29 protein-coding genes and 1 tRNA gene are annotated in these 26,483 nt (G+C 37.4%); 8 read left to right on the top strand and 22 right to left on the bottom strand.

Going from position 1 to position 26,483, the window contains the following annotated elements; genetic code table 11:
• Window positions 1–18: 18 nt before the first annotated feature.
• The 17 genes from atpH to rpoN form a co-directional block, all read right to left on the bottom strand.
• Window positions 19–561: an ATP synthase F1 subunit delta gene (gene atpH, locus I589_RS05155; RefSeq protein ID WP_010769178.1), complete on the bottom strand. Its 543-nt coding sequence runs from the start codon at window positions 559–561 to the stop codon at window positions 19–21.
• Window positions 548–1,075: a F0F1 ATP synthase subunit B gene (atpF, locus tag I589_RS05150; RefSeq protein ID WP_034684407.1), complete on the bottom strand. Its 528-nt coding sequence runs from the start codon at window positions 1,073–1,075 to the stop codon at window positions 548–550. The genes atpH and atpF overlap by 14 nt, the downstream gene beginning before the upstream one ends.
• 123 nt (window positions 1,076–1,198) lie before the next feature.
• Window positions 1,199–1,411: an ATP synthase F0 subunit C gene (gene atpE, locus I589_RS05145; protein WP_010769180.1), complete on the bottom strand. Its 213-nt coding sequence runs from the start codon at window positions 1,409–1,411 to the stop codon at window positions 1,199–1,201.
• Window positions 1,412–1,447: 36 nt separating this feature from the next.
• Entirely contained in the window at window positions 1,448–2,170 is a 723-nt protein-coding gene (atpB, locus tag I589_RS05140) for a F0F1 ATP synthase subunit A (RefSeq protein WP_010769181.1), read from the bottom strand.
• A 314-nt stretch (window positions 2,171–2,484) separates the two neighbouring features.
• A complete protein-coding gene (gene smpB, locus I589_RS05135) occupies window positions 2,485–2,949 on the bottom strand; it encodes an SsrA-binding protein SmpB (RefSeq protein ID WP_010769182.1) in 465 nt (154 codons plus the stop codon).
• A gap of 21 nt (window positions 2,950–2,970) precedes the next feature.
• Complete coding sequence (gene rnr / locus I589_RS05130; protein WP_010769183.1) at window positions 2,971–5,334, bottom strand: ribonuclease R; 2,364 nt, start codon at window positions 5,332–5,334, stop codon at window positions 2,971–2,973.
• Window positions 5,331–6,098 (bottom strand): alpha/beta hydrolase, encoded by a 768-nt coding sequence (locus I589_RS05125; protein WP_010769184.1) that lies wholly within the window; start codon window positions 6,096–6,098, stop codon window positions 5,331–5,333. The genes rnr and I589_RS05125 overlap by 4 nt, the downstream gene beginning before the upstream one ends.
• A gap of 122 nt (window positions 6,099–6,220) precedes the next feature.
• The gene (secG, locus tag I589_RS05120) at window positions 6,221–6,457 is read right to left on the bottom strand and encodes a preprotein translocase subunit SecG (protein WP_034684698.1); all 237 of its coding nucleotides are present in this window, start codon (window positions 6,455–6,457) and stop codon (window positions 6,221–6,223) included.
• 231 nt (window positions 6,458–6,688) lie between these two features.
• The gene (locus tag I589_RS05115; RefSeq protein WP_010769186.1) at window positions 6,689–6,964 is read right to left on the bottom strand and encodes a GNAT family N-acetyltransferase; all 276 of its coding nucleotides are present in this window, start codon (window positions 6,962–6,964) and stop codon (window positions 6,689–6,691) included.
• 2 nt (window positions 6,965–6,966) lie between these two features.
• Complete coding sequence (locus I589_RS05110; RefSeq protein WP_010769187.1) at window positions 6,967–7,239, bottom strand: (4Fe-4S)-binding protein; 273 nt, start codon at window positions 7,237–7,239, stop codon at window positions 6,967–6,969.
• 309 nt (window positions 7,240–7,548) lie between these two features.
• Window positions 7,549–8,742 carry an MFS transporter gene (locus I589_RS05105; protein WP_010769188.1) on the bottom strand — a complete coding sequence of 398 codons (1,194 nt, stop codon included), beginning with the start codon at window positions 8,740–8,742 and terminating at the stop codon, window positions 7,549–7,551.
• A 230-nt stretch (window positions 8,743–8,972) separates the two neighbouring features.
• Window positions 8,973–10,271 carry a phosphopyruvate hydratase gene (gene eno, locus I589_RS05100; protein WP_010769189.1) on the bottom strand — a complete coding sequence of 433 codons (1,299 nt, stop codon included), beginning with the start codon at window positions 10,269–10,271 and terminating at the stop codon, window positions 8,973–8,975.
• A 124-nt stretch (window positions 10,272–10,395) separates the two neighbouring features.
• Window positions 10,396–11,151 carry a triose-phosphate isomerase gene (tpiA, locus tag I589_RS05095; RefSeq protein ID WP_010769190.1) on the bottom strand — a complete coding sequence of 252 codons (756 nt, stop codon included), beginning with the start codon at window positions 11,149–11,151 and terminating at the stop codon, window positions 10,396–10,398.
• A gap of 55 nt (window positions 11,152–11,206) precedes the next feature.
• Window positions 11,207–12,397: a phosphoglycerate kinase gene (locus I589_RS05090; RefSeq protein ID WP_010769191.1), complete on the bottom strand. Its 1,191-nt coding sequence runs from the start codon at window positions 12,395–12,397 to the stop codon at window positions 11,207–11,209.
• A 110-nt stretch (window positions 12,398–12,507) separates the two neighbouring features.
• The gene (gene gap / locus I589_RS05085) at window positions 12,508–13,509 is read right to left on the bottom strand and encodes a type I glyceraldehyde-3-phosphate dehydrogenase (RefSeq protein ID WP_010769192.1); all 1,002 of its coding nucleotides are present in this window, start codon (window positions 13,507–13,509) and stop codon (window positions 12,508–12,510) included.
• A 40-nt stretch (window positions 13,510–13,549) separates the two neighbouring features.
• Window positions 13,550–14,587, bottom strand: a complete 1,038-nt coding sequence (locus tag I589_RS05080) for a sugar-binding transcriptional regulator (RefSeq protein ID WP_010769193.1) — start codon at window positions 14,585–14,587, stop codon at window positions 13,550–13,552.
• 203 nt (window positions 14,588–14,790) lie between these two features.
• Window positions 14,791–16,128 carry an RNA polymerase factor sigma-54 gene (gene rpoN / locus I589_RS05075; protein ID WP_010769194.1) on the bottom strand — a complete coding sequence of 446 codons (1,338 nt, stop codon included), beginning with the start codon at window positions 16,126–16,128 and terminating at the stop codon, window positions 14,791–14,793.
• A 58-nt stretch (window positions 16,129–16,186) separates the two neighbouring features.
• Between rpoN and I589_RS05070 the strand changes: the two genes are divergently transcribed.
• Window positions 16,187–16,258 (top strand) — tRNA-Arg (locus I589_RS05070).
• Window positions 16,259–16,438: 180 nt separating this feature from the next.
• On the opposite strand, the gene rpoE is transcribed toward I589_RS05070, so the two are convergent.
• Window positions 16,439–17,050 carry a DNA-directed RNA polymerase subunit delta gene (gene rpoE, locus I589_RS05065; protein WP_010769195.1) on the bottom strand — a complete coding sequence of 204 codons (612 nt, stop codon included), beginning with the start codon at window positions 17,048–17,050 and terminating at the stop codon, window positions 16,439–16,441.
• Window positions 17,051–17,126: 76 nt separating this feature from the next.
• On the bottom strand, window positions 17,127–17,564 hold the full coding sequence (locus tag I589_RS05060) for a YwiB family protein (RefSeq protein WP_010769196.1): 438 nt from the start codon (window positions 17,562–17,564) through the stop codon (window positions 17,127–17,129).
• 229 nt (window positions 17,565–17,793) lie between these two features.
• Here I589_RS05060 and I589_RS05055 point away from each other — a divergent pair, with 229 nt between their 5' ends.
• From I589_RS05055 to I589_RS05035, 5 genes are all read left to right on the top strand, one after another.
• Entirely contained in the window at window positions 17,794–18,621 is an 828-nt protein-coding gene (locus I589_RS05055; RefSeq protein ID WP_010769197.1) for a lipoate--protein ligase family protein, read from the top strand.
• A complete protein-coding gene (locus I589_RS05050) occupies window positions 18,618–19,988 on the top strand; it encodes an HD domain-containing protein (RefSeq protein ID WP_010769198.1) in 1,371 nt (456 codons plus the stop codon). The genes I589_RS05055 and I589_RS05050 overlap by 4 nt, the downstream gene beginning before the upstream one ends.
• Before the next feature lie 16 nt (window positions 19,989–20,004).
• A complete protein-coding gene (gene yidA / locus I589_RS05045) occupies window positions 20,005–20,817 on the top strand; it encodes a sugar-phosphatase (protein WP_010769199.1) in 813 nt (270 codons plus the stop codon).
• Between the two features lie 210 nt (window positions 20,818–21,027).
• Window positions 21,028–21,468: a LytTR family DNA-binding domain-containing protein gene (locus I589_RS05040; protein ID WP_010769200.1), complete on the top strand. Its 441-nt coding sequence runs from the start codon at window positions 21,028–21,030 to the stop codon at window positions 21,466–21,468.
• On the top strand, window positions 21,465–21,875 hold the full coding sequence (locus I589_RS05035) for a hypothetical protein (RefSeq protein ID WP_010769201.1): 411 nt from the start codon (window positions 21,465–21,467) through the stop codon (window positions 21,873–21,875). Before I589_RS05040 ends, I589_RS05035 begins: the two co-directional genes overlap by 4 nt.
• A 62-nt stretch (window positions 21,876–21,937) precedes the next feature.
• On the opposite strand, the gene I589_RS05030 is transcribed toward I589_RS05035, so the two are convergent.
• Window positions 21,938–22,384 carry an NUDIX hydrolase gene (locus I589_RS05030; protein WP_010769202.1) on the bottom strand — a complete coding sequence of 149 codons (447 nt, stop codon included), beginning with the start codon at window positions 22,382–22,384 and terminating at the stop codon, window positions 21,938–21,940.
• A gap of 136 nt (window positions 22,385–22,520) precedes the next feature.
• On the opposite strand from I589_RS05030, the gene gloA reads away from it, so the two are divergent.
• Complete coding sequence (gene gloA / locus I589_RS05025) at window positions 22,521–22,895, top strand: lactoylglutathione lyase (protein ID WP_010769203.1); 375 nt, start codon at window positions 22,521–22,523, stop codon at window positions 22,893–22,895.
• 177 nt (window positions 22,896–23,072) lie between these two features.
• Window positions 23,073–24,368, top strand: coding sequence for an ISL3 family transposase (locus I589_RS05020; protein WP_010766954.1), 1,296 nt, complete (start codon window positions 23,073–23,075; stop codon window positions 24,366–24,368).
• Window positions 24,369–24,459: 91 nt separating this feature from the next.
• On the opposite strand, the gene I589_RS05015 is transcribed toward I589_RS05020, so the two are convergent.
• Together I589_RS05015 and I589_RS05010 are read right to left on the bottom strand one after the other, a co-directional pair.
• Entirely contained in the window at window positions 24,460–25,818 is a 1,359-nt protein-coding gene (locus I589_RS05015) for a TrkH family potassium uptake protein (protein ID WP_010769204.1), read from the bottom strand.
• A gap of 27 nt (window positions 25,819–25,845) precedes the next feature.
• Window positions 25,846–26,481: a V-type ATP synthase subunit D gene (locus I589_RS05010; RefSeq protein WP_071875930.1), complete on the bottom strand. Its 636-nt coding sequence runs from the start codon at window positions 26,479–26,481 to the stop codon at window positions 25,846–25,848.
• Between the last annotated feature and the right edge of the window lie 2 nt (window positions 26,482–26,483).

Raw genomic sequence — 26,483 nt, 5'->3', positions numbered from 1 at the left:
TTAAATACATTTCTGTTCTTATTTTTTAATAAGTCTAGTGATTTTCTCTAATTGTTTTCCAATACTGCCATCAATCACTTGATGATTGGCTTCAACAACTACCCCACCAATAATTGAAGGGTCCACTTTATTTGAAAGAGTCGCTTTTTTGTATCCTAGAAACTGAGCAATCTTTTCTTCCAATTGTGCTTTTTGTTCTTCTGATAGTGGAATAGCCGTTGTTGCAACACCAGAAATCAATCCTTGATGTTCCCCATAACGGTATTCATATTCATCAATCATTAAAAGTAAATCATCCATACGACTATAATTGAATACGACTTCCAAAAAGTTTTTCATAGTTCCTTGATAATGTGAAACAAGCTTATCCATAATTTCACGTTTTTCATAAGGCTCTAAGCGAGTGTCACTTAAAATATTCCCTAAATCAGGTAATTCTTCATAAACTTCTCGTAAACTTAGTAGTTGTTGGTAGATATCTTCTAGCTGTTGTTCTTCCATCGCCAAGTCGAATAAGGCTTTTCCATATCGTTTACCAACAGTGTATTTATCTAGCTTCATTATTTGAACCCAGACCTTCAATGTATTGATTGATCAAAGATTCATGTGATTCTGGTGACAATTCTTTATTAAGAATTTTTGCTGCAATCTGTAATGAAAGATCAGCTACATCATCTTTGACAGATGTCAATGCAGCATCACGTTCCAAAAGAATATCGTTTTTGGCCTTTTCTTTTAAACGACTAACCTCTTCTTTGGTGTCATTTAAAATTGTTTGGCGGCTAGCCTCACCATTTTCTTTTGCACTTTTGATGATATCCGCTGCATCTGAACGAGAAGCAAGCAATTGTTGCTGACGTTCTTGTTCAAGTTTTGCAGCTGATACCCGAGATTGTTCAGCAGAATCTAAATCATTGGCGATTTTGTCTTCACGTTGTTTTAGTAAATCAGTAATTGCCCCCCATGCAAATTTCTTCAATAAAAACATGAGGATTAAAAATGCACCACTGACAACTATCATAGTGCCTATCATCGAGTTGCCCTCGGCTTCAGCAATAACCAACTGATTAAACATAGATGCTTCAACTTCCTTTCTGAGTCAGAGTTCTCCATAAAAGAGTATGAAACGAAACTCTACATATAGAAAGAAAGCAGTGACGGTGTCCCGATTAATCGGCGTCCTGCCTTCCTTAAAAATTTAAATAAAGATAAGTAGTAAAGCTACAACTACCCCTAGAATTGGCACAGCTTCAATCATACCAACCCCGATAAACATTGTTGTACGTAATTGTCCAGCCATTTCTGGTTGGCGAGTCATTGACTCGATTGTTTTTGAGATTACTTGTCCGTTACCGTATGCTGCACCGATTGATGCTCCAAAAATTGCGATTGCTGCTGCGATATATTGCATGATTATTTTCCTCCTAAGATAATGTAACTTTTTATTTTATTCCTCGACTTCAATTTTGTGACTCATGTAAACCATTGACAATGACACAAAAACGAAGGTTTGGATACTACCAATGAATATTGAAAAACCAATCCAAATCATTTCCAACGGGATGGCTAACGGGATACCCAAGCCTCCACCTAATCCACCTAATTTTTGAGAAATTAAGCTAAGAAGAACTTCACCTGCGTAAATGTTACCGTATAGACGCAAGCCAAGAGTCAGAACGTTTGTGAATTCTTCCATAAATTTTACCGGTGCTAGAAAAGAAACAGGTTTAAAGAAGGAATTTGTTACATATCCTTTTAATCCAAATCTAGCTGATCCATATAAGTTTGAAAGAACAATCACCATGAATGCTAAAGTAAGGGTAACTATCGGGTCAGCAGTTGGGCTTTTCCATATAGAAATCTCATTTGGCAAGACAATCTTCGTTACTAAACCTAACATATTTGATATGAAAACAAATAAGAATAATGTAAAGGCTAATAAATGAAAATTATTCAACTCTTTCTTTGGCATATTATCAGTAATAATTCCTCTGACAAAGTCAATCACCCATTCAATAGCGTTTTGTTTTCCTTTAGGCTTCATAGTAAGGTTGCGTGTGCAGAAATAAACAGTAAAAAAGACAATCGCACACGTGAGTAAGACCATTAAGCATATCGTGCCATCAAACCAGATGGGGCCAATGTGAAAAGTTAATGATTTTTCATCCAATTCATTTCACCTCTTTTCCCGTAAACTCATCTCTAGATTCTGATCCAGTGGTGGTAAGTTGTTTAAATTAAATGATGATAACAATGGGTATCATACCACCAGCAAACAGAAATTTCAAAGCATTTTCATGAAAAATAGACATTTTTTTCGCTTTGGCTAAAAAACAGAAAATTCTCTAATGAAATCCTCTCTAAAATCATAGTTTCTTCCTATATAAGAGAGCTTGAAATTTATGCCTCAGATATTGTAATGCTATCAAACTTTCGCCAATAGTAAAAGCAAATCTATTGAATATGTGAAAAAGTATATTTGTACTATCTAGAAAAGCTTTTTAAGGTTCGGCTAATTTGTCGATCCACATCTTTGCGTTTTAAATCTTCTCGCTTATCATATTGTTTTTTCCCTTTTGCAATCCCGATTAATACTTTCGCATATCCGTCACGAATATACACTTTTAGAGGAACAATTGTGATACCTGTATTCTTGGTTTCCCCAACTAATCGTGCGATTTGCTTTTTGTGTAATAAAAGTTTTCGAGTGCGCAGTGGATCATGATTGAAGATATTTCCTTGTTCATAAGGACTGATGTGTACATTGTAGAGAAAAGCTTCTCCATTTCTAACACGTACGAACCCATCTTTTAAGTTAATGCGCGAATTTCTGATTGATTTGATTTCAGTCCCTTGTAATACCATACCCGCTTCCATTGTATCGAGCACAGCATAGTCGTGGCGCGCTTTTTTATTTTGGGCGATTAATTTTCCTTCGCCTTTTGGCATAGAAACCTCCCCTTTCAATAGTTATTTTTTCTTTTTCTTTCCTTTTTTGGCGACTCCTTTATAAAATGGTTTTTTCCCTTTTCCTGAAGAAGATCCTTTTGTTTTTTGTTTCTTTTTACGATAACTTGGATTTGCAGATTTTTGCTTTGACTGGCGGGAACGACGATCATCGGGTTGGTTCCTCCGCTTTTCCTTTTTAGGCGGCTGCATCGCTGGAATTTCTTCTGCTTCTAGCAATTCAAAATCAATCTCCCGTGTTTCAGGATCGGATTTTACTACTTTAATTCGAACTTTTTGTCCAATTTTAAAGGTTAATCCTGTCCGCTCTCCCACCAACGCAAGATGATTTTCTAGAAAATGGAAATAGTCTTGTTTTAATTCATTAATGTGGATAAGTCCTTCTACAGTATTTGGCAATTCAATAAATAAGCCAAATTTGACTACGGAACTGATAATTCCATCAAACTCTTCTCCGACCTTGTCCGCCATAAATTCTGCTTTTTTGAGAGAATCTACCTCACGCTCTGCTTCTACAGCACGACGTTCCATTTTGGAGCTGTGTTCAGCAATTTCCGGTAGAGCTTCTGCCCACTTTTCTTGATTTTTTTCACTTGAATCTTCACTATAAGAGCGAATTAATCGGTGAACAATTAAATCTGGATAACGACGAATAGGTGAAGTAAAATGAGTATAATATTCTGCAGCAAGTCCATAATGCCCATAGTTTGTTTCTGAATATTTCGCCTGTTGCATACTTCGTAAAAGCATGGTGTTGATTACAGCAGATTCCGGCTTACCTTCGACATCTTCAACCACTCTTTGCAAATCTTTTGGCGTAATGGTTCCTTTCGTTCCACGAACGATAATTCCTAGAGCTGCAGCAAAGTCGAAGAAACGTTGCATTTTTTCTTCTTTTGGTTGTTCATGAATTCGATAAATAAACGGATATTTACGTTTCGTAAAATGTTCAGCAACAGTCTCATTAGCAGCTAACATAAAGGATTCAATTAATCGCTCTCCGATTCCACGGCTTCTAAGCAAGATATCTACGGGATGCCCATCAGGATCCACTAAAATTTTCGCTTCACGATCTTCAAATGAAACAGCACCGCGGTTGATACGCATATTTTCTAAGATCTGATGAAGTTGTCCCATTTCCCGGAACATTGGCACTAGTTTTTCGTAGCGAGTGATTGTTTCAGGATTGTTCTCTTCCAAAATCTCATTGATTGCTGTATAGGTCATACGTTCAGTCGTTTGGATGACGCTTTGGAAAATCTCATGTGAGACAATGGTGCCTGAAGAATCAATTTCCATTTCACAACTCATCGTGAGACGAGGGACGCGTGGGTTTAAAGAACAGATACCATTTGAGAGCCTTTGCGGGATCATAGGAATGACTCTATCGGTTAAATAAACACTTGTGCCGCGTTCAAACGCTTCACGATTTAGTTGGCTTTCTTCTGTAACATAATAAGAGACATCTGCAATATGGACACCAAGGAAATAGTTCCCATTAGGCAGCCTTCTAACTGTCACCGCATCATCTAAATCTTTGGCATCCTCTCCATCAATCGTCACAATTAACTGATCACGTAAATCTCTTCGACCAATTAAATCAGATGCCTGAATTTCATCAGGAACACTGTCCGCTTCTGCGAGGACGTCATCTGGAAAGCGGGTAGGAATTCCATTAGCCACAATCACAGATAAAATATCCATTCCTGGGTCGTTTTTATGACCAATGACCTGCTTGATTATTCCTTCTAAACTAGAGGAATACCCATTTTCAGGATAATGGGTGATTTCGATGATAACAATACTGCCATCTACGGGTTTAACCCCCTCAGCAACCGCATAGACTTTGAAGTTGCCAATTTTTTTATCTTTTGGTAAGACCACACCATATAAGTCTGTTTCTGCTACTTCTTCTTCAGAATAGGCGACAAATTCACCTGCGATTTGAGTAAGTTTCCGTTGTCTTACTTCTACAACCTTTCCTTCTGCGCCTTTATCTGAAAATGGATCAGATGTTTTTAAAATATCAATGGCAACGATATCTCCATCCATTGCAAATCCAGTTGATTCTTTAGGGATATACACATCATCTTCCTCGGGGTCAATTGTGACAAACCCAAAACCACGCTCATTTGCTCGAAAGGTTCCTTCCACCAAAGCGGGAGAAAGCGGCTGTTTTATTTTGCCTTTTTTATTAAATTCTATTTGTCCAGCTCGTTCCATAGCGGCAACTGCCTGAACTAGTTTTTTAAAGTCTTCACTTTTTTGGAGGCCTAACGCCTCTGCTATTTGTTCCATGGAAAACGATTTTTTTTGACTGCTTTCCATAAAAAATAGGACTTTCTTTATGATTGTTTCTTGATTCATTCTTTTTCCTCATTCCAAGGCAAGTCGTTTAAATAATTTAATACGTCCTGCTGTAATTGTCGTCGATCTTTTCCAACGGTGATTACGTGTGTACTGTTGGGGTACCACTGAAGAGTGAATCGACTATTTTTTAGTGCGTGAGCCGTCTTAAAGACACTCGTTGCATCAATCATTTCATCTTGACCAGCTTGTGCTAAAAATACTGGATTCTGAATGGCTGATAACTGGTTGGCTGTTTGTTGTGCAGTCTCTTGAATAGCAGCAAGCTGGTTTTCTACTAATGGCTTGAATTCAGACAATTTTGATTCCAACTCAACAGTAGGGGTACCCGCAATTTGAAGAACTTGTCTTGCATAGAGCATAAAATTAGGAAGTACATTGTTGTTTTCAGGAAATATTGGTGAGCAGAATAAGCCGCCGCCAATAATGGCTGGGTCCTGTGTCTCCAATGCCTTCATCGCATAAATACCGCCCATAGACAAACCAAAGACAGCAATTTGGGTGTATCCTTGTTCCTTTAAAAAAGCAAGTGCTTCTGTAGTATCCTCCCACCATTTATACTTCTCTTGTTTTAAAATATCTAAGGGATTTAACGTGCCATGCCCAGAAAAAATAGGCGAATAAACACTGTAATCAGCATTTTCCAAGTAGCGACTCATCATGCGCACATCATTTGAACTGCCAGAATAGGCATGAAGTAATAAAACTGCTCGTTTGCCGTGAGGCGCAAAAAGCGGTTTTGGTAAATTGATTTGTTGTTTCATAAAACTCACCTCTCAATTACCATTCTACCATAGATTGTGTATGAACTTTCGACCGGTGCTTTTTTTCGACAAAATAAAAAGGTTACCACAGGAAATAAATCCTACAGTAACCGTGTAATTGTTTAGTGAGAAGATAGATAAGCCAGTGCAAATAATAAAGCTAACCAAAGCACACCCATCACAGCTGTAGCTCTTTGCATAACGGCTTCAAAACCGCGTGCTTTTTGTTTCCCAAATAACTGGTCTGCTCCGCCTGTGAAAGCACTAGCAGCACTATTTTGTTTACTTGGCTGCATCATAATTACAATAATTAATAAAACAGACAAGACGATTACCGCGCCTAAAATAAGATTATACAAGTTCACGTAACAGAAACCTCCTTTTTTACGAAAATTCATCTATTTTAATGTATCACAGAATAGATGAGATATCTAGTGAAAGTTTCAGTTAATAGGAACTTTCATAAATAGATGAAACGTCTTTGATTCAAACCCGCTTGGTAATTGATGGTTCTTTAGTCTTCTTTTTGGTGTAGAAGTAAAAAAGAGAGATAAGATGGTTATCACCTTATACTCTCAATTTTGACAAAGTTATTTTCTAAGAACATCTGCATATTCTGATTTTTGATCAAACTCTTTTTTAGCAAATGGGCAGAGCGGAACAATTTTTTTGTTTTCTCGACGTGCTTTTTCAACACCTGCTAATACAAGCTTTTCAGCAAGTTTTTGTCCGCGATAAGTGGGATCAACAAAAGTATGATCAATAATCATGATTTCTTCTCCAGCATCAGACCAAGTCATTTCACCAATTTCCGCTGATTCATCATTTAATAGAACAAAGCGATTTTTTTCTTCTTTAATTTCCATGTTTACTTTCCATCCTTTCGAATATACTTCAAGGCGCCACTCGGGCATGTATTAACGATTCGTACATTTTCATCGGTAGAAGCATTATCTGCAATAATCCAAGGGCGGCGCCCAACCTCATAGACCTCCGAATTTCCCTTCACGCACTTCCCCGCATGTATACATACGTCTTTATTATAATAGATATCAATTCCCTCACCAGAATACTTACGATAGCCATTTTCAGTTAATGATTCTTCTGTGGCGACGTGGCCATTTAGTTTACTACCATCCATATTTTATACGCTCCTTTTTTGAAATAAATGCATCTCTATTTTAACAAGGAATGACAAAAACTACAAATATTTATTCATGAGCGACAGGTCACGAAAGAGACCACAAAAACAAGCAAGTGTTTTGCCTATTTTTGTGGTCGGGACAGAACTGTTCAACTCAAGCATGTATCCATGCGTAGAAGATGATGAGAGCGAAACGAAGTGGAGATGAGTCCCCCCCACTCGTAGGTGAGTTGCTTCCGTTTCCACACTTTATTAAGAACGAGGGTGGGCTATAACTTAGATAGTTATGTCCCGCCCTCTCTATTTTTACAGTATGTCTTTTTGATGTAGCTTTGCTACGCTTGGCATTGTATAAAGAATGCACAAACTAAATAGATAGATAATTGATAGAAAAATAATGACAAACATCAGTGTATAACGATCCATTAGAAACCCTATTACTACTGAAGAAAATCCACCTATTGCACGACCCACGTTCATAATGAAGTTGTTTGCTGTTGATCGAATTTCAGTGGGATATAACCGACTAATAATGGCTCCGTAGCCTCCATACATTCCGTTAATGAAGTAACCAACAATAACGGCTGCAGCTAACAATGTCCATTTGCTGTCTGCCAATACAATTAGAAAGACAGATAAGGCTGAGAAAATAAGAAAAATCGTATAGGAAAGTCGCGGACCTAATTTATCCATAATCGTTCCAAAGGTAAACATTCCTAGAGACATTCCAAGGATTGTACTAATCATCCATAAAGAAGAGCCAGACACGGATAAGCCTAATTGTTTTTGCATAATAGAGGGCAGCCAGTTCATTAGTCCAAAGTACCCTGCAATTTGAACGGTTACCATTAAAGATAGCCCCACTGTTTGCCAGCTTGTCTTTTTATCTTTAAATAATAAGGAAAATTTTCCGGCAGACTCATTTTCTGCAGCTTCAGTAAAGGCTTTAGGTTCTTTTAACCCTTTTCTGATGAACAGTACCAAAATAACTGGAAATACGCCAATTACGTAAAGCATTTTCCAGCCTAAAACAGGAATAATTAGTGAAGCAAGGACTGCTGCCATAATTGCTCCCACCTGAGCGCCAATCCCAGCAACAGAAGTCGCTTTTCCTAAATGCTTTTTAGAGAATGTTTCTGAGATAAGGGACATGCAGGCACCATACTCCCCACCAGCTCCTATTCCTGCAATAAATCGGAACAAATAGACCAAATAAATATTTTCGGCAAAAAACATAAGTGCAGATGCAAGTGAAAATAAAATGACAGTGTAAGAAAATATTTTTACTCGACCATATTTGTCTGCCAAAATCCCAAAGATGATCCCTCCAACAAGCATTCCGAGGTTTGTAATGGTAGAAATGAATCCGGCTTGCGCGCTAGAAATACCAAATGAAGCGATGATTGATGAAAGTGAAAAAGAAAGAAACATAATATCCATGTTTTCTAAGCTAATTCCTGCTGATGTTGATAATAAAACCTTTTTTTGATACTTGTCCACGAATAAATTCCTTCTTTCTTAGTTGAGTAATAAACGGTGATAGTTCCAGCGTATGTACTATCTATATTCGCAAAAATAGACTGAGAGGTAGGAAAATGCGCTCTCAGTCTACAAATGAACAGGAATAGAAAGATAAGTGAAAAATCATACAAATTATGTTCACTCGTCAGAAAGCCTGACTAATAGGAATATTAATCAGGCTTTCTTATTTCTATCCTTTTAGACAGAAATTATTTGTTTTTTAGGTTGTAGAAAGATTTCAATCCTTTGTATTGAGCAACTTCACCAAGTTGGTCTTCGATACGTAGTAATTGGTTGTATTTTGCAATACGGTCAGTACGTGATAGAGAACCAGTTTTGATTTGTCCAGCATTTGTTGCAACAGCAATATCAGAGATTGTTGAATCTTCTGTTTCACCTGAACGGTGAGAAACAACTGCAGTGTAGCCAGCTTCTTTCGCCATTTCAATTGCTTCAAATGTTTCAGTCAAAGTACCGATTTGGTTAACTTTGATTAGGATTGAGTTTGCGATTCCTTTTTCAATACCTTCAGCTAATTTAGTTGTGTTTGTAACGAATAAATCATCACCAACTAATTGAACTTTGTCACCTAGAACTTCAGTCAATTTCTTGAATCCATCCCAGTCGTTTTCATCTAGTCCATCTTCAATAGAGATGATTGGGTATTTTGCAACTAATTCTTCGTAGAAAGCGATCATTTCTTCAGTTGTTTTTTCGCCTTCGCCAGAATCAGCTAATACGTAAACACCTTTTTCTTTATCGTAGAATTCTGAAGAAGCGGCATCCATAGCAAGAACAACGTCTTTACCAGGTACATAGCCAGCTTTTTCAATTGCTTCGATGATTACTTCAAAACCTTCTTCGTTTGAACCTAAGTTAGGAGCGAAACCACCTTCATCCCCAACTGAAGTAGCTAAACCTTTTGCTTTTAAGATTGCAGCTAACGCGTGGAACACTTCTGCACCCATACGTAGTGCTTCTTTGAATGTAGGCGCGCCTACAGGCATAATCATAAATTCTTGGAAGTCGATACTGTTGTCAGCATGTGAACCACCATTGATAATATTCATCATTGGAGTTGGCAATACTTTTGTATTGAATCCGCCTAAGTAATGGTATAAAGGTACTTCAAGATAATCTGCTGCTGCACGAGCGGCTGCAATTGATACACCTAGAATTGCGTTGGCACCTAATTTACCCTTGTTAGGAGTTCCGTCTAATTCAATCATTGCTTTGTCAATTCCCATTTGGTCACGAACATCGTAGCCAATGATAGCTTCTGCAATAATGTTGTTTACGTTATCTACGGCTTTAGTAACACCTTTACCTAAGTAACGACCTTTGTCTCCATCACGTAATTCAACGGCTTCATATTCACCAGTTGAAGCTCCTGAAGGAACCATTCCACGACCAAAAGCACCGCTTTCAGTGTATACTTCTACTTCGATTGTTGGGTTACCGCGTGAGTCCAAGACTTCGCGAGCGTAAACATCAGTAATAATTGACATGTTTTGTCTCTCCTTTGAGTTTGTTTTTATCCTAAGGGATTTCTCCCCTTATGAACAATTTTAGTTAATTTTGAACCAGAGTGCAAATGTTTCCTGCTTATTTTCATAAGTTTTTCAAAAAAGCTTATTTTACTGCATCTAATAATGCTAGGAATGAGTCAGCTTCTAGACTAGCTCCACCAACTAAGGCGCCATCTACATTTTCTTTTGCCATGTATTCAGCAATATTCTCAGGTTTTACAGAACCGCCGTATTGAATGCGGACAGCTTCTGAAACTTCTTTACCGTATAATTTTTCAACAGTTGAACGAACAACTCCACAGATTTCATCTGCAATTGTAGCATCTGCTGATTTACCAGTTCCAATTGCCCAAATAGGTTCGTAAGCAATCACCATTGAAGAAACTTGACCGTCTGTTAAATCAACTAGACCGTTTGTGATTTGACTTTCAATCCATTCTGCTGTTTTTCCAGCTTCGTAAGTTTCTAAAGATTCACCACAACAGAAGATTGGAATCATGCCATTTGCAAAAATTGCTTTTGCTTTCTTGTTGATGTCTGCATCTGTTTCATGGAAATATTCGCGACGTTCAGAGTGACCAATAATGACATAGTCAACTCCTAAGTCAGCAAGCGCTGCTGGAGAAGTTTCACCAGTATAAGCACCGGAGTTTTCCCAGTAGCAGTTTTGAGCTGAAATTTTTAATTCAGTCCCTTTTGCAGATTCAACTAATTCTTGTAAAAATAATGCAGGTGATCCAATCACTGAATCCACTTTGTCATTTCCAGGAATTTTTGTTTTTACTGCTTCAGCAAATGCTTTTGCTTCAGAAGCAGTTTTATTCATTTTCCAGTTACCAGCGATAATTGGTTTACGCATGAATGATTCACTCCTTAATAGTTGAGAAGTCTGTGCTCCGCACGAACTTCGTTGATTATTTATCGTTAATTGCAGCTAAACCAGGTAATTCTTTACCTTCTAATAATTCCAAACTTGCACCGCCACCAGTTGAGATGTGTGTAAATTTAGAAGCAAAGCCTAACTGTTCAGCAGCAGCAGCAGAATCTCCACCACCAATGATTGTTGTTGCATCTTCAAGGTTGGCAATCGCTTCGCAAACGCCAATAGTTCCGCGAGCAAAATTACTCATTTCGAATACACCCATAGGGCCATTCCAGACAACTGTTTTCGCTCCTTTTAATGTTTCAGAGAACAATGCAATAGTTTCAGGTCCAATATCAAGACCCATTTGTCCTGTAGGAACATCTCCTGCATGCTCTTCAGTAGGAACATCATTAGAGAATTCAGCAGCAGTAATTGAATCTACAGGCAATACAAGCTTGTCGCCAGCTTTTTCAATTAAAGATTTTGCTAATTCAACTTTATCTGCTTCAACTAAAGAATTTCCGATTTCCATTCCTTTGGCTTTATAGAATGTATAAGTCATTCCGCCGCCGATAAGAATTTTGTCTGCTTTAGGAATTAGATTTTCGATTACCCCAATTTTATCAGAAACTTTTGCGCCACCTAAGATAGCAATCATTGGACGTTTTGGTTCTTCAACTGCTTCACCGATAAATTTAATTTCTTTTTCCATTAAGAAGCCTGCAACTGTTGGGATGCCAGTAGAAGCAATACCTACGTTAGAAGCATGTGCACGGTGTGCGGTACCAAATGCATCATTTACAAAGACATCGCCTAATGAAGCCCAGTATTTACCTAGGTCAGCATCATTTTTGCTTTCTTTTTTTCCATCAATATCTTCAAAACGAGTATTTTCAAAAACAACAACGTCGCCATCTTTCATTTCATTGATAGCCGCTTCTAATTTTTCGCCACGTGTTTCAGGGACAAAGGTTACGTCTTTTCCTAACAATTCGCCTAAACGTTTTGCAACGGGAGCTAGAGATTTGCCAGCTTTGTCTTCCTCAGTTTTTACACGACCTAAGTGTGAGAACAAGATTGCTTTTCCGCCTTGTTCTAATACATAGTTAATCGTTGGTAATGCCGCTTTAATACGTGTATCATCAGTGATCACGCCATCTTTCAATGGAACGTTAAAATCAACACGGACAAGTACTTTTTTATCTTTTAAATCGATATCTTTTACAGTCATTTTAGCCATGAAAGGTTGCCTCCAATTAAAGTTTTTATCAAAAAAAGCGGAGAAGCGCGTCGCTTCCCCGCTTTTAGATTGTACAGTGTTTTGTTTTACACTTTTCAGTCGAATAAATCTTATAGATTTGCGAAGTATTCTAAAGTACGAACTAATTGTGCAGTGTAAGACATTTCGTTGTCATACCAAGCAACAGTTTTCACTAATTGTTGATCGCCAACAGTCATTACTCTTGTTTGAGTAGCATCGAATAATGAACCGAAAGTCATACCAACGATATCTGAAGAAACGATTTCGTCTGTATTGTATCCGTAAGATTCGTTAGCTGCTTCTTTCATAGCTTCGTTGATTTCTTCAACAGTTACTTTTTTGTCAAGAATTGTTACTAATTCAGTTAATGAACCAGTTGCAACAGGAACACGTTGAGCAGCGCCATCTAATTTACCGTTCAATTCAGGAATTACTAAACCAATTGCTTTAGCAGCACCTGTTGAGTTAGGCACGATGTTTGCAGCAGCAGCACGCGCACGACGGAAGTCACCTTTAGGATGAGGTCCATCTAATGTCATTTGGTCACCTGTGTAAGCGTGGATAGTTGTCATTAATCCTTCAACAACGCCAAATTTGTCGTTCAATGTTTTAGCCATAGGAGCTAAACAGTTAGTAGTACATGAAGCACCTGAAATAACTGTTTCTTTCCCAGTCAATGTTTCGTGGTTTGTGTTATAAACGATTGTTGGAACATCGTTTCCACCAGGAGCTGAGATAACAACACGTTTTGCACCAGCAGTTAAATGTTTTTCAGCAGCTGCTTTAGAAGTGAAGAATCCAGTACATTCTAAAACGATATCTACACCTAATTCGCCCCATGGTAATTCTTCTGGGTTACGATTAGCAAGAACTTTAACTTCTTTACCATTTACATTGAAAGAACCTTCGTGAACTTCAACAGTACCGTTGAAACGTCCTTGAGTTGTATCATATTTTAACAAGTGTGCTAACATTTTAGCATCTGTTAAGTCATTGATTGCAACTACTTCGATTCCTTCTACATCTTGGATACGACGGAATGCTAAGCGTCCGATACGTCCAAATCCATTAATACCTACTTTAACTGTCATTTAAGATTTCCTCCTTATGAAAATCAAAAAAATATTTATTTTAAAGGGTTACCCCTTTTAAAATCACATTTGCAGCAGCTTCATCAGTGATGAGCCACGTTTGTTCAGGTGCGTTCTTCATATACGCGTTAATTGCTTTTGCTTTTGAATGTCCGCCAGCAATGGCAATAACAATTGGAATGTCTTGGATATCTTTTAGTTCTAAACCAATTCTTGGCACTTTATAGACTACTTTACCCATTTCGTCAAAGAAATAGCCAAATGATTCAGCGACTGCATTTTTTTGCTTTAGCATAAGCAGCTCTTCTTCAGTCATCTTTCGACGGGCAGCCATATGCAAGGCTCTTCCAATACTATGAATAACACAATTTGCTTGACTAATCAAGCCTAAGACCTCCTGAATTGAAGGCTCTTGTAAAAGAGAATTATAGGTAGCAAGACTCAATTGTTCTGGCACGTATAAAGCACGATAATTTCCTTTTGCTTTTGTGGCCATCATTGCACTAATTGAATTTGCCTGAACCGTTACGGCTTCTCCAATACCTCCTCTTGCAGGAACAAAAAGATTATGTCGAGTATCTGTTTCTAAATTTGTTAAATGTTCAGCAACAGTCGCCATAGTTGTTCCTCCCATAACCGCAATAATGTTTTGGGTTTCAGGAAGTAACTGCATGAGGGCTTCGTTTAATGCTTCTCCAAATTCGTCAACAACTTTTGGCTGCTCATCGCTATCACCAGCGACTACAACACAACGTTTGATACCAAAATATTCAGCAAGTTGCTTTTCAATTTGGTTGACACCAAGTAATTGATTCATAATTTTTTCCAAATTTTGGTAAATATTCTCTCCTTTTTTGGTGAGTGTCATCCCGCTTTTGGACGTATCAATCAATTGTAGGGTTTTTAGCAAGTCTGTTTCTGTACGCAAGACACGTTCTGTCATTCCCATACTTTCAGCCAAACTACGTCTGCCTATTGGTTGCATCCAATAGATGTTCCGCAAAATTTGAAATCTTTCTTGAAGTACATCCATGACTTCTGGAGCAATCGCTTCGATCATTTTCAATTCATTAATCATAGGAAACTCCTTGGTTGGACATCTTTTGTCCAAGATAGACTTAAAACGACCCATACACGCTAAAAAAATTTGGAAGGTTTCTTTTATAAACATTTATAAAATAGAAAACTCATTCCCTTACGTAAGTAAGTGTAGCAGTTTTCTATTTTTTTTTCAACAAAAAAAGCCGAGAAATCTGTAAAGATTTCTCAACTTCATACGATTCACTGATCATATCGCTTTCTTTTTGATGAACTGGCAATTCCTAATTGATCTCTGTACTTGGCTACGGTTCTTCTAGAAATATCAATAGATTCCTCTTTCAGCAAGTCAACAAGCTTCTGATCAGAAAGTGGTTTGGCTTTATTTTCTTCTTCTACCAATGTCTGAATTCGTCGTTTCACACTATCTGCAGACAATTCTTCGCCATCCACTGACTGGTTAGTACCTAATTTATTCGTAAAGAATTTTTTCAGTTCAAAAATACCAAAGCTAGTTTCTAAATATTTTCCATTTACCGATCGGCTGACAGTTGATTCGTGTACTCCAATCGCTTCTGAGATTTCTTTTAAAGTTAATGCGTTTATAGGACGCGTAGTATCAAAGAAAAATTCTTGCTGGCGTTCGATTATTGCCTTGGCAACATTTAAAATGGTGTCTCCTCGTTGCAGCAATGTTTTTTGAAGCCATTCAAATTCTTGCTGTTTCTCTTTCAAATAGGTATTTACTTCTTTATCATTTTCTTGCTTCATTCGATCAAAATAGTTTTGCTGGAAATGAATTTCAGGCTGCCCTTTTTTATTTGAAGTCACTAAAATCTGATTATCCACAATTTGAACCTTTACATCTGGAATCACGTATAATTCAGAAGTATTTCCAAATATTGCTCCAGGCGTCGGAGTTAACGTTTGGATATAATCAAATATTTTTTGAACCTCCTGTAAAGTAATATCAAATTGTTTCGCAATGACTTCCCATTTTCTTTGAGCAAGGGCATCAAATTTCTCTTCTAGTACGATGTAAGCAAGTGCGGGTGCAAAATCGTCACGTTCTGTCTGAAGCATCAAACATTCTTGAAGATTCCGTGCACCCACTCCTGCAGGGTCCAGCTGTTGAATTAAAGTAAGCGCGTCAAGCATTTGAATATCTGTTGCACCTGTCTGAAGAGCCGCATCCTCTAAAGAAATGGTCAAGAAACCATTTAAATCAATAAATTCAATCAGATATAAAACAAGTGTGCGCAGATAGGTCTCCCGATAATTTAGATGCACTTGTTCAAGAAGATATTCAAAAAGAGACATATGCGTATCTGGAATCTGATTCAAATAATTTAATTTTTCATCATTATCATAGCGTTGGCTAGTGGAGCTTGATGAATAATCTGTTTTATAATTCGGCTCAACAAAATCAATTAGCGGGTTTTCTAATGATTTCGATTCGACAAATTCAGCAAGTTCTTCTGTGTTAAATTGAAGGATTTGAATGGATTGCTGAAGCTGCTGAGTCATGGCGAGCTTTTGGGTTTGCTTTTGTTGTTGAGAAAAACTTTGTTCAAATTTCATTTTTTGCTCCTTCCCCTTGTTTTTTTTGGTTATATCGGATAAACTTATATTCGTGTTTGCGTCCTTAGTGTAGTGGATATCACCTGAGATTCCGGTTCTCAAGACGGGGGTTCGATTCCCTCAGGACGCGTTTTCTCTGTCATTTTAACACATTTCGCAATAAAAGTGAGTAAGTGTTAGCAAATAAGCAGCGGTCTTATTGTAAAAAGTTCATCTAAGAAACAGCAGATAAAAAGCAAGCGAAGTTTATCAACAAGGATAAATTTGCTTGCTTTTTTATGTTAAAGGAGAAAAAAATAGACCAGTTGGCCTATTTTTCTTCTTCTTCGAACTCGTCGTCGTACTCTTCATCATCTTCGTCATCATCATCAATGATTGTTAAGTCTTCTTCAATGCTTCCTGGAAGTTCTTCTTCATCGTCAGAATCTGCACCGATTTCTTTTAAGTCTGTGTTGTAAGCTGAGATTTCTTCCTCTTCTTCATCATCATCCTCAAATAAATCATCATCGTCTTCATCAACTAAATCTGCATCTTCCGGATCATCATCATTATAGTCAATTGCATCTTCATCACCAGTGATAAAGGCATTTACTTTTTTACGTTTACGACGTTTAGGAGTATCCTCGTCTTCTTCTTCAAGTCCATGGTTGACTTCTTCATCAATTGAGTCAAAAGCATACCAAGAACGTAAGCCCCAACGATTGTCTCCAAGAGAAATAAAACTTCCATCAATATTCAAGTCTGTGTAAAATTGTGCTAAAGAGTCACGAATTTCACTATCTGTTTTTTCTAAGTAAGTTTGGATTTGGTTTACCAAATCTGAAAAATCCATTACATCCTCATGTTGTTCCAAAATTGCATGGGCTACTTCAATCATAGATAATTCATTTTTATTGGCGTCTTTAAATACGTTAATTTCCAAGCAGGACACGTCCTTTCACAGTCTATTCCTTATCATACAAAAACAAATGGAAAAAATCAATTCATTCTTGCAAATTTTACGCAGTAAAATCAAGAGTTAGATGATATTCACCAATTTTGTCCTCAACCATATACAAATCATAATCAATCACAATCTTTCCAGAAACAGGGCGATCCTTTAAACTAAAACGTAAATTTTTAGTGAAGGTGTGAATAGTAAGCATGCCATAAGGAGTACGATAATTTGTTTCTAGTCGTTCTTGATAGCCGAATTTTAATCGCATACGCATCTCTCCAGCGCGTATCAGTTGAATGCGACCATCTGGGGTCACCTTTATGGTTACAGGTACCTCTTCACCAGTGTCTTCTTGTATCTCTTTGTAGCGGATATATAAAGTGTCAGCGATTTTTACGACTTGACCTGTTAAATCAAAATAAAAGTCTTGTACTTCGTTATTTTGAATGACCTTTGTCGCTAACTGGATAGAGACAGGCATTCCTTGTGTTAAATCCATATTGATTTCTCCTTTACTATAGGCTTTTTCTATAAATAAGTGAAAGCTTTCTATTTTATATTCTTCATAGTTTTACCTGTTTTGTCAAATAAAGTCAATCTTTGGAAAAACAAAAATCATTTAGTTGGAATTCCATCCATTTCTAAAATGAGCAAAATGCCTTTTTTTCGTATATAATAAAAGAGATAGTTGATTACTAATGAAATTTTTGGCTATAAAGGAGCTTCTTATGATAATGAAAGAGTATGTAATTGATCAGCCAATCTATGAAAAAAAACAATCACTTCAGCCCTTTGCCTTAACAGATGTCTTAATTGAAACGGTTAGTCAAGAAGGCGGACATCTTCTCCACTTCTGGCAACTAGCAGATACAATGATTCTTGGAATGAAGGATACACGGGTTACCAATTTATCTGCAGGATTAGAAGCGTTAACTAAGGCGGGCTATCTGCCTGTCGTTCGAAATTCAGGTGGTTTGGGTGTTATTTCTGATGAGGGTGTATTAAATGTTTCCCTAATTCTTCCAATAGAAGAAAATGGAGTAAAACAAAGTATAGATGCTGGCTATGAACGGATGTTAATGCTGGTGAGAGACGCGTTTCAAAATGAAAAAATTGACGCCTATGAAATTGCAGATTCCTATTGCCCGGGCACCTATGATTTGAGTATAGATGGGAAAAAATTTGCTGGAATCGCACAAAGACGTGTTAAAAACGGCCTTTCTGTGATGATGTACTTAAGTGTTACTGGAGATCAACAGGCACGAGGAAATGCTGTGCGCAATTTTTATCAAGCCAGTTTAGAAGAGCAATTTGGGTTGGATGGGTATCCGCCAGTCAATCCAGAGAGTATGATGAATCTGCCTGATTTACTTCATCAGACAATGACCGTAGAAGAAGTAAAAATACGTTTGGTCACGGCCTTTGAAAAGCAATACGGAGCTGTTGAGTGGATGGATTCCCAAAAATTTATTAAAGAAACGAATCAACAGGCAAGCTTTGAAAAGCATCTTAGTAAAATGATGAAACGAAATGAATTGTTGAAGGAGAGCCAATGATGATACCTTATAAACAACAGACTTTACCAATTGAAAAAGTGTTTCGTGATCCTGTGCATAATTATATTCACGTACAGCATCAAGTCATTTTGGACTTAATAAATTCAAAAGAGGTACAACGTTTACGTCGCATAAAACAGTTAGGCACCTCTTCTTTTACTTTTCATGGAGCTGAACATAGTCGATTTTCTCATTCGTTAGGCGTTTATGAAATTACTCGTCGGATTTGTGATATATTCGAACGAAATTATTCACTCGATAAAGTGGGAATTGGCGGCTGGAATGACCAAGAACGATTAGTCGCTTTGTGCGCAGCCCTGTTGCATGATGTAGGACATGGGCCATATTCGCATACCTTTGAACACATTTTTCATACAAATCATGAGGCAATTACCGTTGAAATCATCACGTCGCCAGAAACAGAAGTTTACCAAATCTTAAATCAGGTAGAAGTAGGATTTCCGGAAAAAGTTGCTAGTGTTATCACAAAAACGTATCCGAATCCTCAAGTTGTCCAAATGATTTCCAGTCAGATTGATGCCGATCGCATGGATTATCTTTTGCGTGATGCTTACTATACAGGAACCGAGTATGGAACATTTGACTTAACACGTATTCTCAGAGTTATCCGTCCTTATGAGGGAGGGATTGCTTTTGCCATGAACGGGATGCATGCGGTGGAAGATTATATTGTTAGCCGTTATCAAATGTATGTTCAGGTGTATTTTCATCCGGTTTCTCGTGGAATGGAAGTTATTTTGGAGCATCTTTTAAATAGAGCACATGAATTATATCAGGAAGATTCAGAATTATTTGATTCAAATGCACAGCTTCTTCTTCCTTTTTTAAAAGAATCCTTTACTTTGGATGAATACTTAAAATTAGATGATGGGGTATTAGGCACCTATTTTACTCAATGGACAGAAGAAAATGACCCTGTACTCAGTGATTTAGCAAAACGCTTTTTAAACAGGAAACCATTGAAATCAGCAACGTTTTCTGGAAAAGAAGATCAGCTGATTATCAAAAAATTACAGCAATTAGTTGAAAAAGTAGGCTACAATCCTCGCTATTATACAGCGATTAATTCGAGTTACGACCTTCCTTATGATTTTTATCGTCCAGAACAAGGAAGTCATCGAACACAGATTGAAATTGTAAAAAAAGATGGCACACTAATTGAGCTTTCTCAAGTTAGCCAATTAGTCTCTGCTCTGGCAGGTCAGCAACAAGGAGATGAGCGTTTTTACTTTCCAAAAGAAATGGTTGACCCTACTCTTCGAAATCACTATGATTTATTTGAGGAGACCTATCAGGAATTTTCCCAATATATTCGTAATGGTGCGTTAGTTAACGCGCAATCTTAGGAGGACACAAAAAGAAATGACGATTAAGTTAGTAGCAATTGATATTGATGGAACTTTATTAAACGACCAGCATGAGGTAACACCAGAAGTAAAAAAAGCGTTGAAAGCAGCAGAAGATAAAGGGGTTTCCATTGTCTTATGTACAGGACGTCCTTTGCCAGGCGTCCAGCTTTTATTAAATGAACTTGACCTTTTAAAGGAAAATGATTATGTCATTACTTATAATGGTTCTCTTGTTCAAAATACACAAACAGGAACAGTTATTTCCCGCTATGGATTGACAAGTGATGATTTTATCACTGTAGAAGCAATGGCGCGAAGAGTAGGAAGTCATCTTCATGTAATTGATGAAGAATCAATTTACACACCCAACCGTGATATTAGTCCCTATACAGTTCACGAATCGTCTCTTGTTGGAATGCCAATTAAATTTCGTACGCCAGAAGAAATTACGACACAAGTGTCACCTGTAAAAATGATGATGATTGATGAACCGGAGATTTTGGATGCCGCAATTGCAAAGCTTCCTGAATCGTTTAAAAACCAGTATACAACCGTGAAGAGCGCCGCTTTTTATTACGAGATTCTAAATAAAGAAGCAAGTAAAGGTGCAGCTGTTGCCAAACTTGCCGCCCATTTAGGTATTCAGCAAGAAGAAATAATGGCAATTGGCGATAATGAAAATGATTTATCTATGATTGAGTATGCTGGTATTGGTGTAGCGATGGGAAATGCGACACCTGCTGTAAAAAAAGCGGCAGATGTTCAGACTGCGTCAAATGAAGAACATGGGGTTGCGCAAATAATCAATCAATATGTACTTAAGTAGTTGCAGCTAAAGAACAATCATCTGGTATAAACTGTTCAAACAGGACTTTTATGTTTGAGCAGTTTTTTTATTTTTGAAAAGTGACTATAAAAAAATATATTTACTTTTTATGCAACAATGCAACAAGATGTCTTCTTTTTGCAACAAGAAAAAAAACAACAGACAGGAAATAAAGAATTTGTTATTCTGCATGTAGAGAGGAGAACGATAATGAATATCACTTATTTTTTTAAAGAAGAGCTGTCAAAGAAAACAATTGAGCTTCATGCGCATCCTGATAATGAACGTCCACTCCGTTCATTAGGAGAGTTATTTGAAAGTCAGCAACAAATTTCCGTCATAAATCCTGTCAATAATCGAATACTCTTAGTAAAAATAGCTGATATTGAACGGATTGAGTCTTTTGGTCACCTTTGTAAAGTTTTTACTGAAGAGAAAAAAGATTATTTAATACAAAAAAGATTAAAAGCGATTATTGATTCAGAGCTTCCAAATTTTCAGAGAATCAATAATAGCACCCTCTTAAACCTAACAAAAATTAAAGCCTTTGCGACGGGAGAATATGCACGTTTAGAAGTCCATACATATTCAGAGCAGACCTATGTTGTCAGTCGTCACTACGCCAAAAAAATTAAGGAGAAATTATCTTGATAAAAGAACTAAAAAATAATTTTATGCAGGTTTCATTTGTTACTACTGTTTGGATTGTCTTGCTAGCCACTGTATTTTTACCCAATCAACAGATTCAGATTATGGATAGCTGGCGTATACTGGGAATAGGCACGCTATTTGGTATTACTTTTGGTATCGTTTATCCTTATTTATGGAATTATTCAACTTTTAAGGCGCCAGTCAACATTCTTATCAGCACGCTAGTGAATGTCTCTTGCGGATTAGGCGGTTTACTATTGTATTCTCTAACGCTCTTTCAATTTATTCAGCCCTATATCATCCCAATTATTATACTGACCTGTATCGGCCATATTATCGGCTTCTACTTTTATTCAAAATATGAAAATCGTCAGCTTGCAAAAACATTAAACATGAAATTGAAATAAAAAGCTTCGTATGTTTTTTGAATTAAAAGAAGAGAAAAAGGAAAATAATCCGTAATGATGGATCATTTTCCTTTTTTTAACCATTCAGTAACTGCCCACTGATGGCTTCCTCGCTTCAATTGTACAATCGCTTCTTGTGGTGTGAGCCAAACAAGCTGATTGGTCGTTTCTGTAGGGTCCCCTATTTTCTTCCATGACTTGGCGCTGTAAAAATAGCCGGGATTGAAAAAGTATGTATCGCGATGTCTGGAGTAAAAATACTCCTGCGCTTCACCAATATACCAGCCGATTTCTACCTCGACCCCTAGTTCTTCAATCATTTCTCTGTTGATTGCTTCTTCCTTTGTTTCATTGTTTTCTATTTCGCCACCCGGCAAAAAATAAGCCCCGTTTGGTGCCTGGACAAGCACCATTTCCTGTCCATTGTTTCGACTTACAATAATATAGGCAGCATAACGTGCCTGGTAGTCTATACCTTCTACCTTCTCCCCAAAACTAGGCTTACTCATTCATTTTCCTCCAACTCGTCCTTTCTTTTATTTTACAGGACTCAATAATCAGAAACAAGTTAGAAATCATAGAACTTAAATTCTTTTTCCAACTATGCTATGATGATACCAGTAGTTAGGAAAGGATGAGTTATCTATGAAAATGGCACACACATGTGTACGTGTAAAAAATCTTGAAGAATCCGTTGCATTTTATCAAACAGCATTTGGTTTTGAAGAAAGCCGCCGTCGTGATTTTCCAGAAAGTAAATTTACGTTAGTTTATCTAACATTACCAGGCGATGGATATGAACTAGAATTAACCTACAATTATGATCATGAAGCATACAATTTGGGAGACGGCTACGGTCATATCGCGATTGCTGTTTCTGATTTAGAAGCTTTGCATGAAAGTCATAAAGAAGTTGGGTTTAACGTAACAGATCTTAAAGGATTACCTGGAACAGCACCTTCGTATTATTTCATCGTGGATCCTGATGGTTATAAAATTGAAGTTATTCGTGAAAAATAGGGATAAACAAAAAAGAAGAGTCCATCGACTCTTCTTTTTTGGGCTCTATAATTTATGGGACTGATGAATCATAATTGATTCTTCAGTCCCATTTTCACTTTAGGTATTAAAAAACATATCGTTCTCTAGTATGATTAAATCACCACAAAATAAACAACTGAGAGGACGATATGCTATATGAATGATTCTATCAAAAAAATGCTGAGAATAATAGAGAAAGATTTGATGATTACAGAGGTCTCTTACGAGACCTTTCAGAAGGAAAAGACGTTGATCGTCGATGCTGTTCTCTCGCCTGCTCCTCGTGCGTGTAGAAGTTGTGGTTCTACTGTGGTAGATGGAAATGGGAAAGCAATTGTAGTGAAAAACGGGAAGAAGGAAACGATTGTCCGCTTTGAACAATACAATCATATGCCTTTGGTTATGCGCTTAAAAAAGCAGCGCTATACCTGTAAAAATTGTCGAACTCATTGGACTGCTCAAAGTTCTTTTGTCCAACCTAGACATTCAATCGCAAATCATGTCAGATATAAAATTGCTTCTTTACTGACTGAAAAAGTATCTTTATCTTTTATTGCGAAAAGCTGTCAGGTATCTTTGACCACCGTTATTCGTACATTGAAAGAGTTTAAAAGCTATTTACCAAAGCAATCTAAGAAGATTCTCCCCAGAGTATTGATGGTTGATGAATTTCGTTCGCACGCTTCCATAGAAGATAAAATGAGCTTTATTTGCGCAGATGGCGAAACAGGAAAATTAATTGATGTCTTGCCTACGCGTAAGTTACCTCGATTAACAAGCTATTTCTTAGGCTGTACCAATCCAGAAGAAGTAGAATTCTTGGTTACAGACATGAACGCCGCCTACTTCCAGCTCACCAAGCGTGTTTTGCCAAATGCGAAAGTAGTGATTGATCGGTTTCATATTGTCAAACACATGAATCAGGCGTTCAATGAGTTACGTATCCGTGAAATGAATGAGCTTCGTAAAGTAGGACAGAAAAGTCTGGCAGAAAAGCTGAGAAAGAACTGGCGCTTTCTGCTAAAAAATCGTGCAAACATCAACCATTATGAATACAAAACATGGAAAAGTTTCCGAGCGCCAAAATACCCGTTTCTTACTGAAGCAATGATGATTGATCGATTGCTTGGCTTTTCTGCGCCCCTGAAGGAGGCGTATCCCTTTTTTCATGAATTAGTTGAAGCCTTTCGAGACAAAGACCCTGACTTATTTTTCTCCTTATTGGCAGAACTTCCCGAAACACTAGATGACGGTTTTCGGAAGAAGCTTCAAAACCTTCTGAATTATGAAGAAGGCATCACCAACGCAATGATCTACCCTTACTCCAATGGAAAAATAGAAGCAAAGAACACACACATAAAGACAATGAAACGAGTATCCTACGGATTTAAATCATTTGAGAACATGAGAATTAGAATCTTTTTGATCAATCAATTAATCAAAGTAAGATAACAAAAAATCTGAGCCAGAATGAGGTTCATTCTGACCCAGATTTGATTTTGTATAACTCATCAGTCCTTATTGACAAAGAGCCCTTTTTTGTTTATCCAATCATGACGCTTTCTTCTGGATATTTGTATTTTGCTTCTTGACGTTGAGCTTTTGTAATAAGAGAGAAAACGACAGTAAGCACGCCCACTCGCCCAATGTACATAAGAGAAATAATAATGATTTTTCCGACAAATGATAGCTCAGGGGTCAGCCCCATTGTCAGCCCCACTGTACCAAAAGCTGAAAAGACTTCAAAGGCAATATATTCTATCCCTGAAGTTTCAGGAATGGTTTCTGTAATGGAAAGAATCATGATGGTGACCACGCATAACGTAAGGGTTAAGAAAAAAAGCGTAAGTGCACGAATCACCGCAGTTGAGCGAATTGTTCGTTCACGAAACTCTGCTCGTGTGCGTCCTTTGAACATTGAATACATCTGGATAACTAATACCCCAAACGTGGTAGTTTTCAGTCCACCTGCTGTAGAGCCTGAAGTTCCGCCGATATACATTAAAAACATGGTCATAATCAGTCCGGCATGACTCATTTGAGCATAATCGATGGAGAAATAACCAGCTGTTCTCGGCGTAACGCTCATAAAGAATGTATTAACAAATCGTTCGATGTAAGAAGCATCAGGAGCTAACAGTCGAGCGTTCTGTTCTGTAAAGAAGAAAACGAGTGTTCCACCAATCAGTAGTGTAACTGTTACGATTAAAGTAATTTGAGTGTGTAAAGAAAACCGTCTATTTTTTTTATAATTTAATAGGTCTCTCCAAACAAGAAATCCTAGCCCGCCTGAAATAATTAACGCGGAGACAACCATAATCACATAGACATTGGACTGATAGCCAGCTAAACTATCTCCTAATAAATCAAATCCAGCGTTACAGAAGCTGGAAATAGAGTGAAAAACGCTGTACCAGATTCCCTTTAGCCAGCCAAATTTTGGAATAAAGACAAAAGAGAGTGCAACCGAACCAATAAGCTGAATCGCACCAGCCAATTTTAAAATATAAATCATCAGGTTCATAACTCCGGACATCTCGTCTAGGTTCAGTGCTTCTCTTAAAACAATTCGTGTACTGAGACTGATTTTCTTTTTTGCAAGTGTGAAAAAGATAATAGGCATCATCATAAAGCCTAGTCCACCAATTTCAATTAAAAGAAGAATGAGGAATTGACCAAATTCATTCCAATGTTCCACTGTATTTAACGTAGTCAGTCCTGTCACACAAACAGCAGATGTGGCTGTGAAAACCGCATCAATAAACGGTGTGAACGTCCCACTATTACTGAAAAAGGGCAAAGTGAGTAACCCGCCTCCAAGAAGGATTAAAACCAAAAAACCGACAGCTAGAAGCTGAACGGCTGTCATTTGTTTGGTGGCTTGTCTTTTTTTCTTTCTCATCGTCCTTTACCCCTTTAAAGAGTCCACTTAAGTTGTGGACCCCATATTTTTTACTTTAATCAAACGTGTAACTTCTGCGCGTTCATTTTCTTCTAGTTTCATTTGAATCGAATAGATTGTCTCTTCCAGCTGAGGAATGGTCATGTATTCTAATGCATTTACCCGACGTCGTGTTTTTTCAATTTCTCCAGAGAGTAGTTGACAAGTTTTTTCAATTTCTGTTAGTTCCAACAATTTAGGTAAAACCTCTGTAAAACGATCAATTGCTCGATCCAGCTGTTCATTTGAGTTAAGGTAGCCATAATCTAAGGGTGCTTCTCCTAAACGTTCGTCATAGTCAAAACTCATTGAAGGAACTTTAACACTCATGATATTTTTTTCTACCATGTCCAGTGTAATCTTTTCTGCAGGTAATACAAACAGTTCTTCGATAAATCGTTCATCGATTGAAGCATTTGCTAAAACAAAATCCTGCATGGATTGATGAAGCGCAGCCTCAACTTCTTTTCTTAAGACATTATTTTTTCGAATGAGCAAGATAAATTGGCGCATCAGCTCATCTTGCTTGTCTTTTAAAAGTTTATACCCTCGACTGGCTGTTGACAATTGTTTTTTCAAACGGGTTAGTTCCATCCGGGTAGGATTAACATTTAAATGTGCGATTA

The organism is Enterococcus phoeniculicola ATCC BAA-412, assembly GCF_000407505.1.
Taxonomy (GTDB): domain Bacteria; phylum Bacillota; class Bacilli; order Lactobacillales; family Enterococcaceae; genus Enterococcus_K; species Enterococcus_K phoeniculicola.
This window is presented reverse-complemented; position numbering and strand designations above follow the sequence as displayed.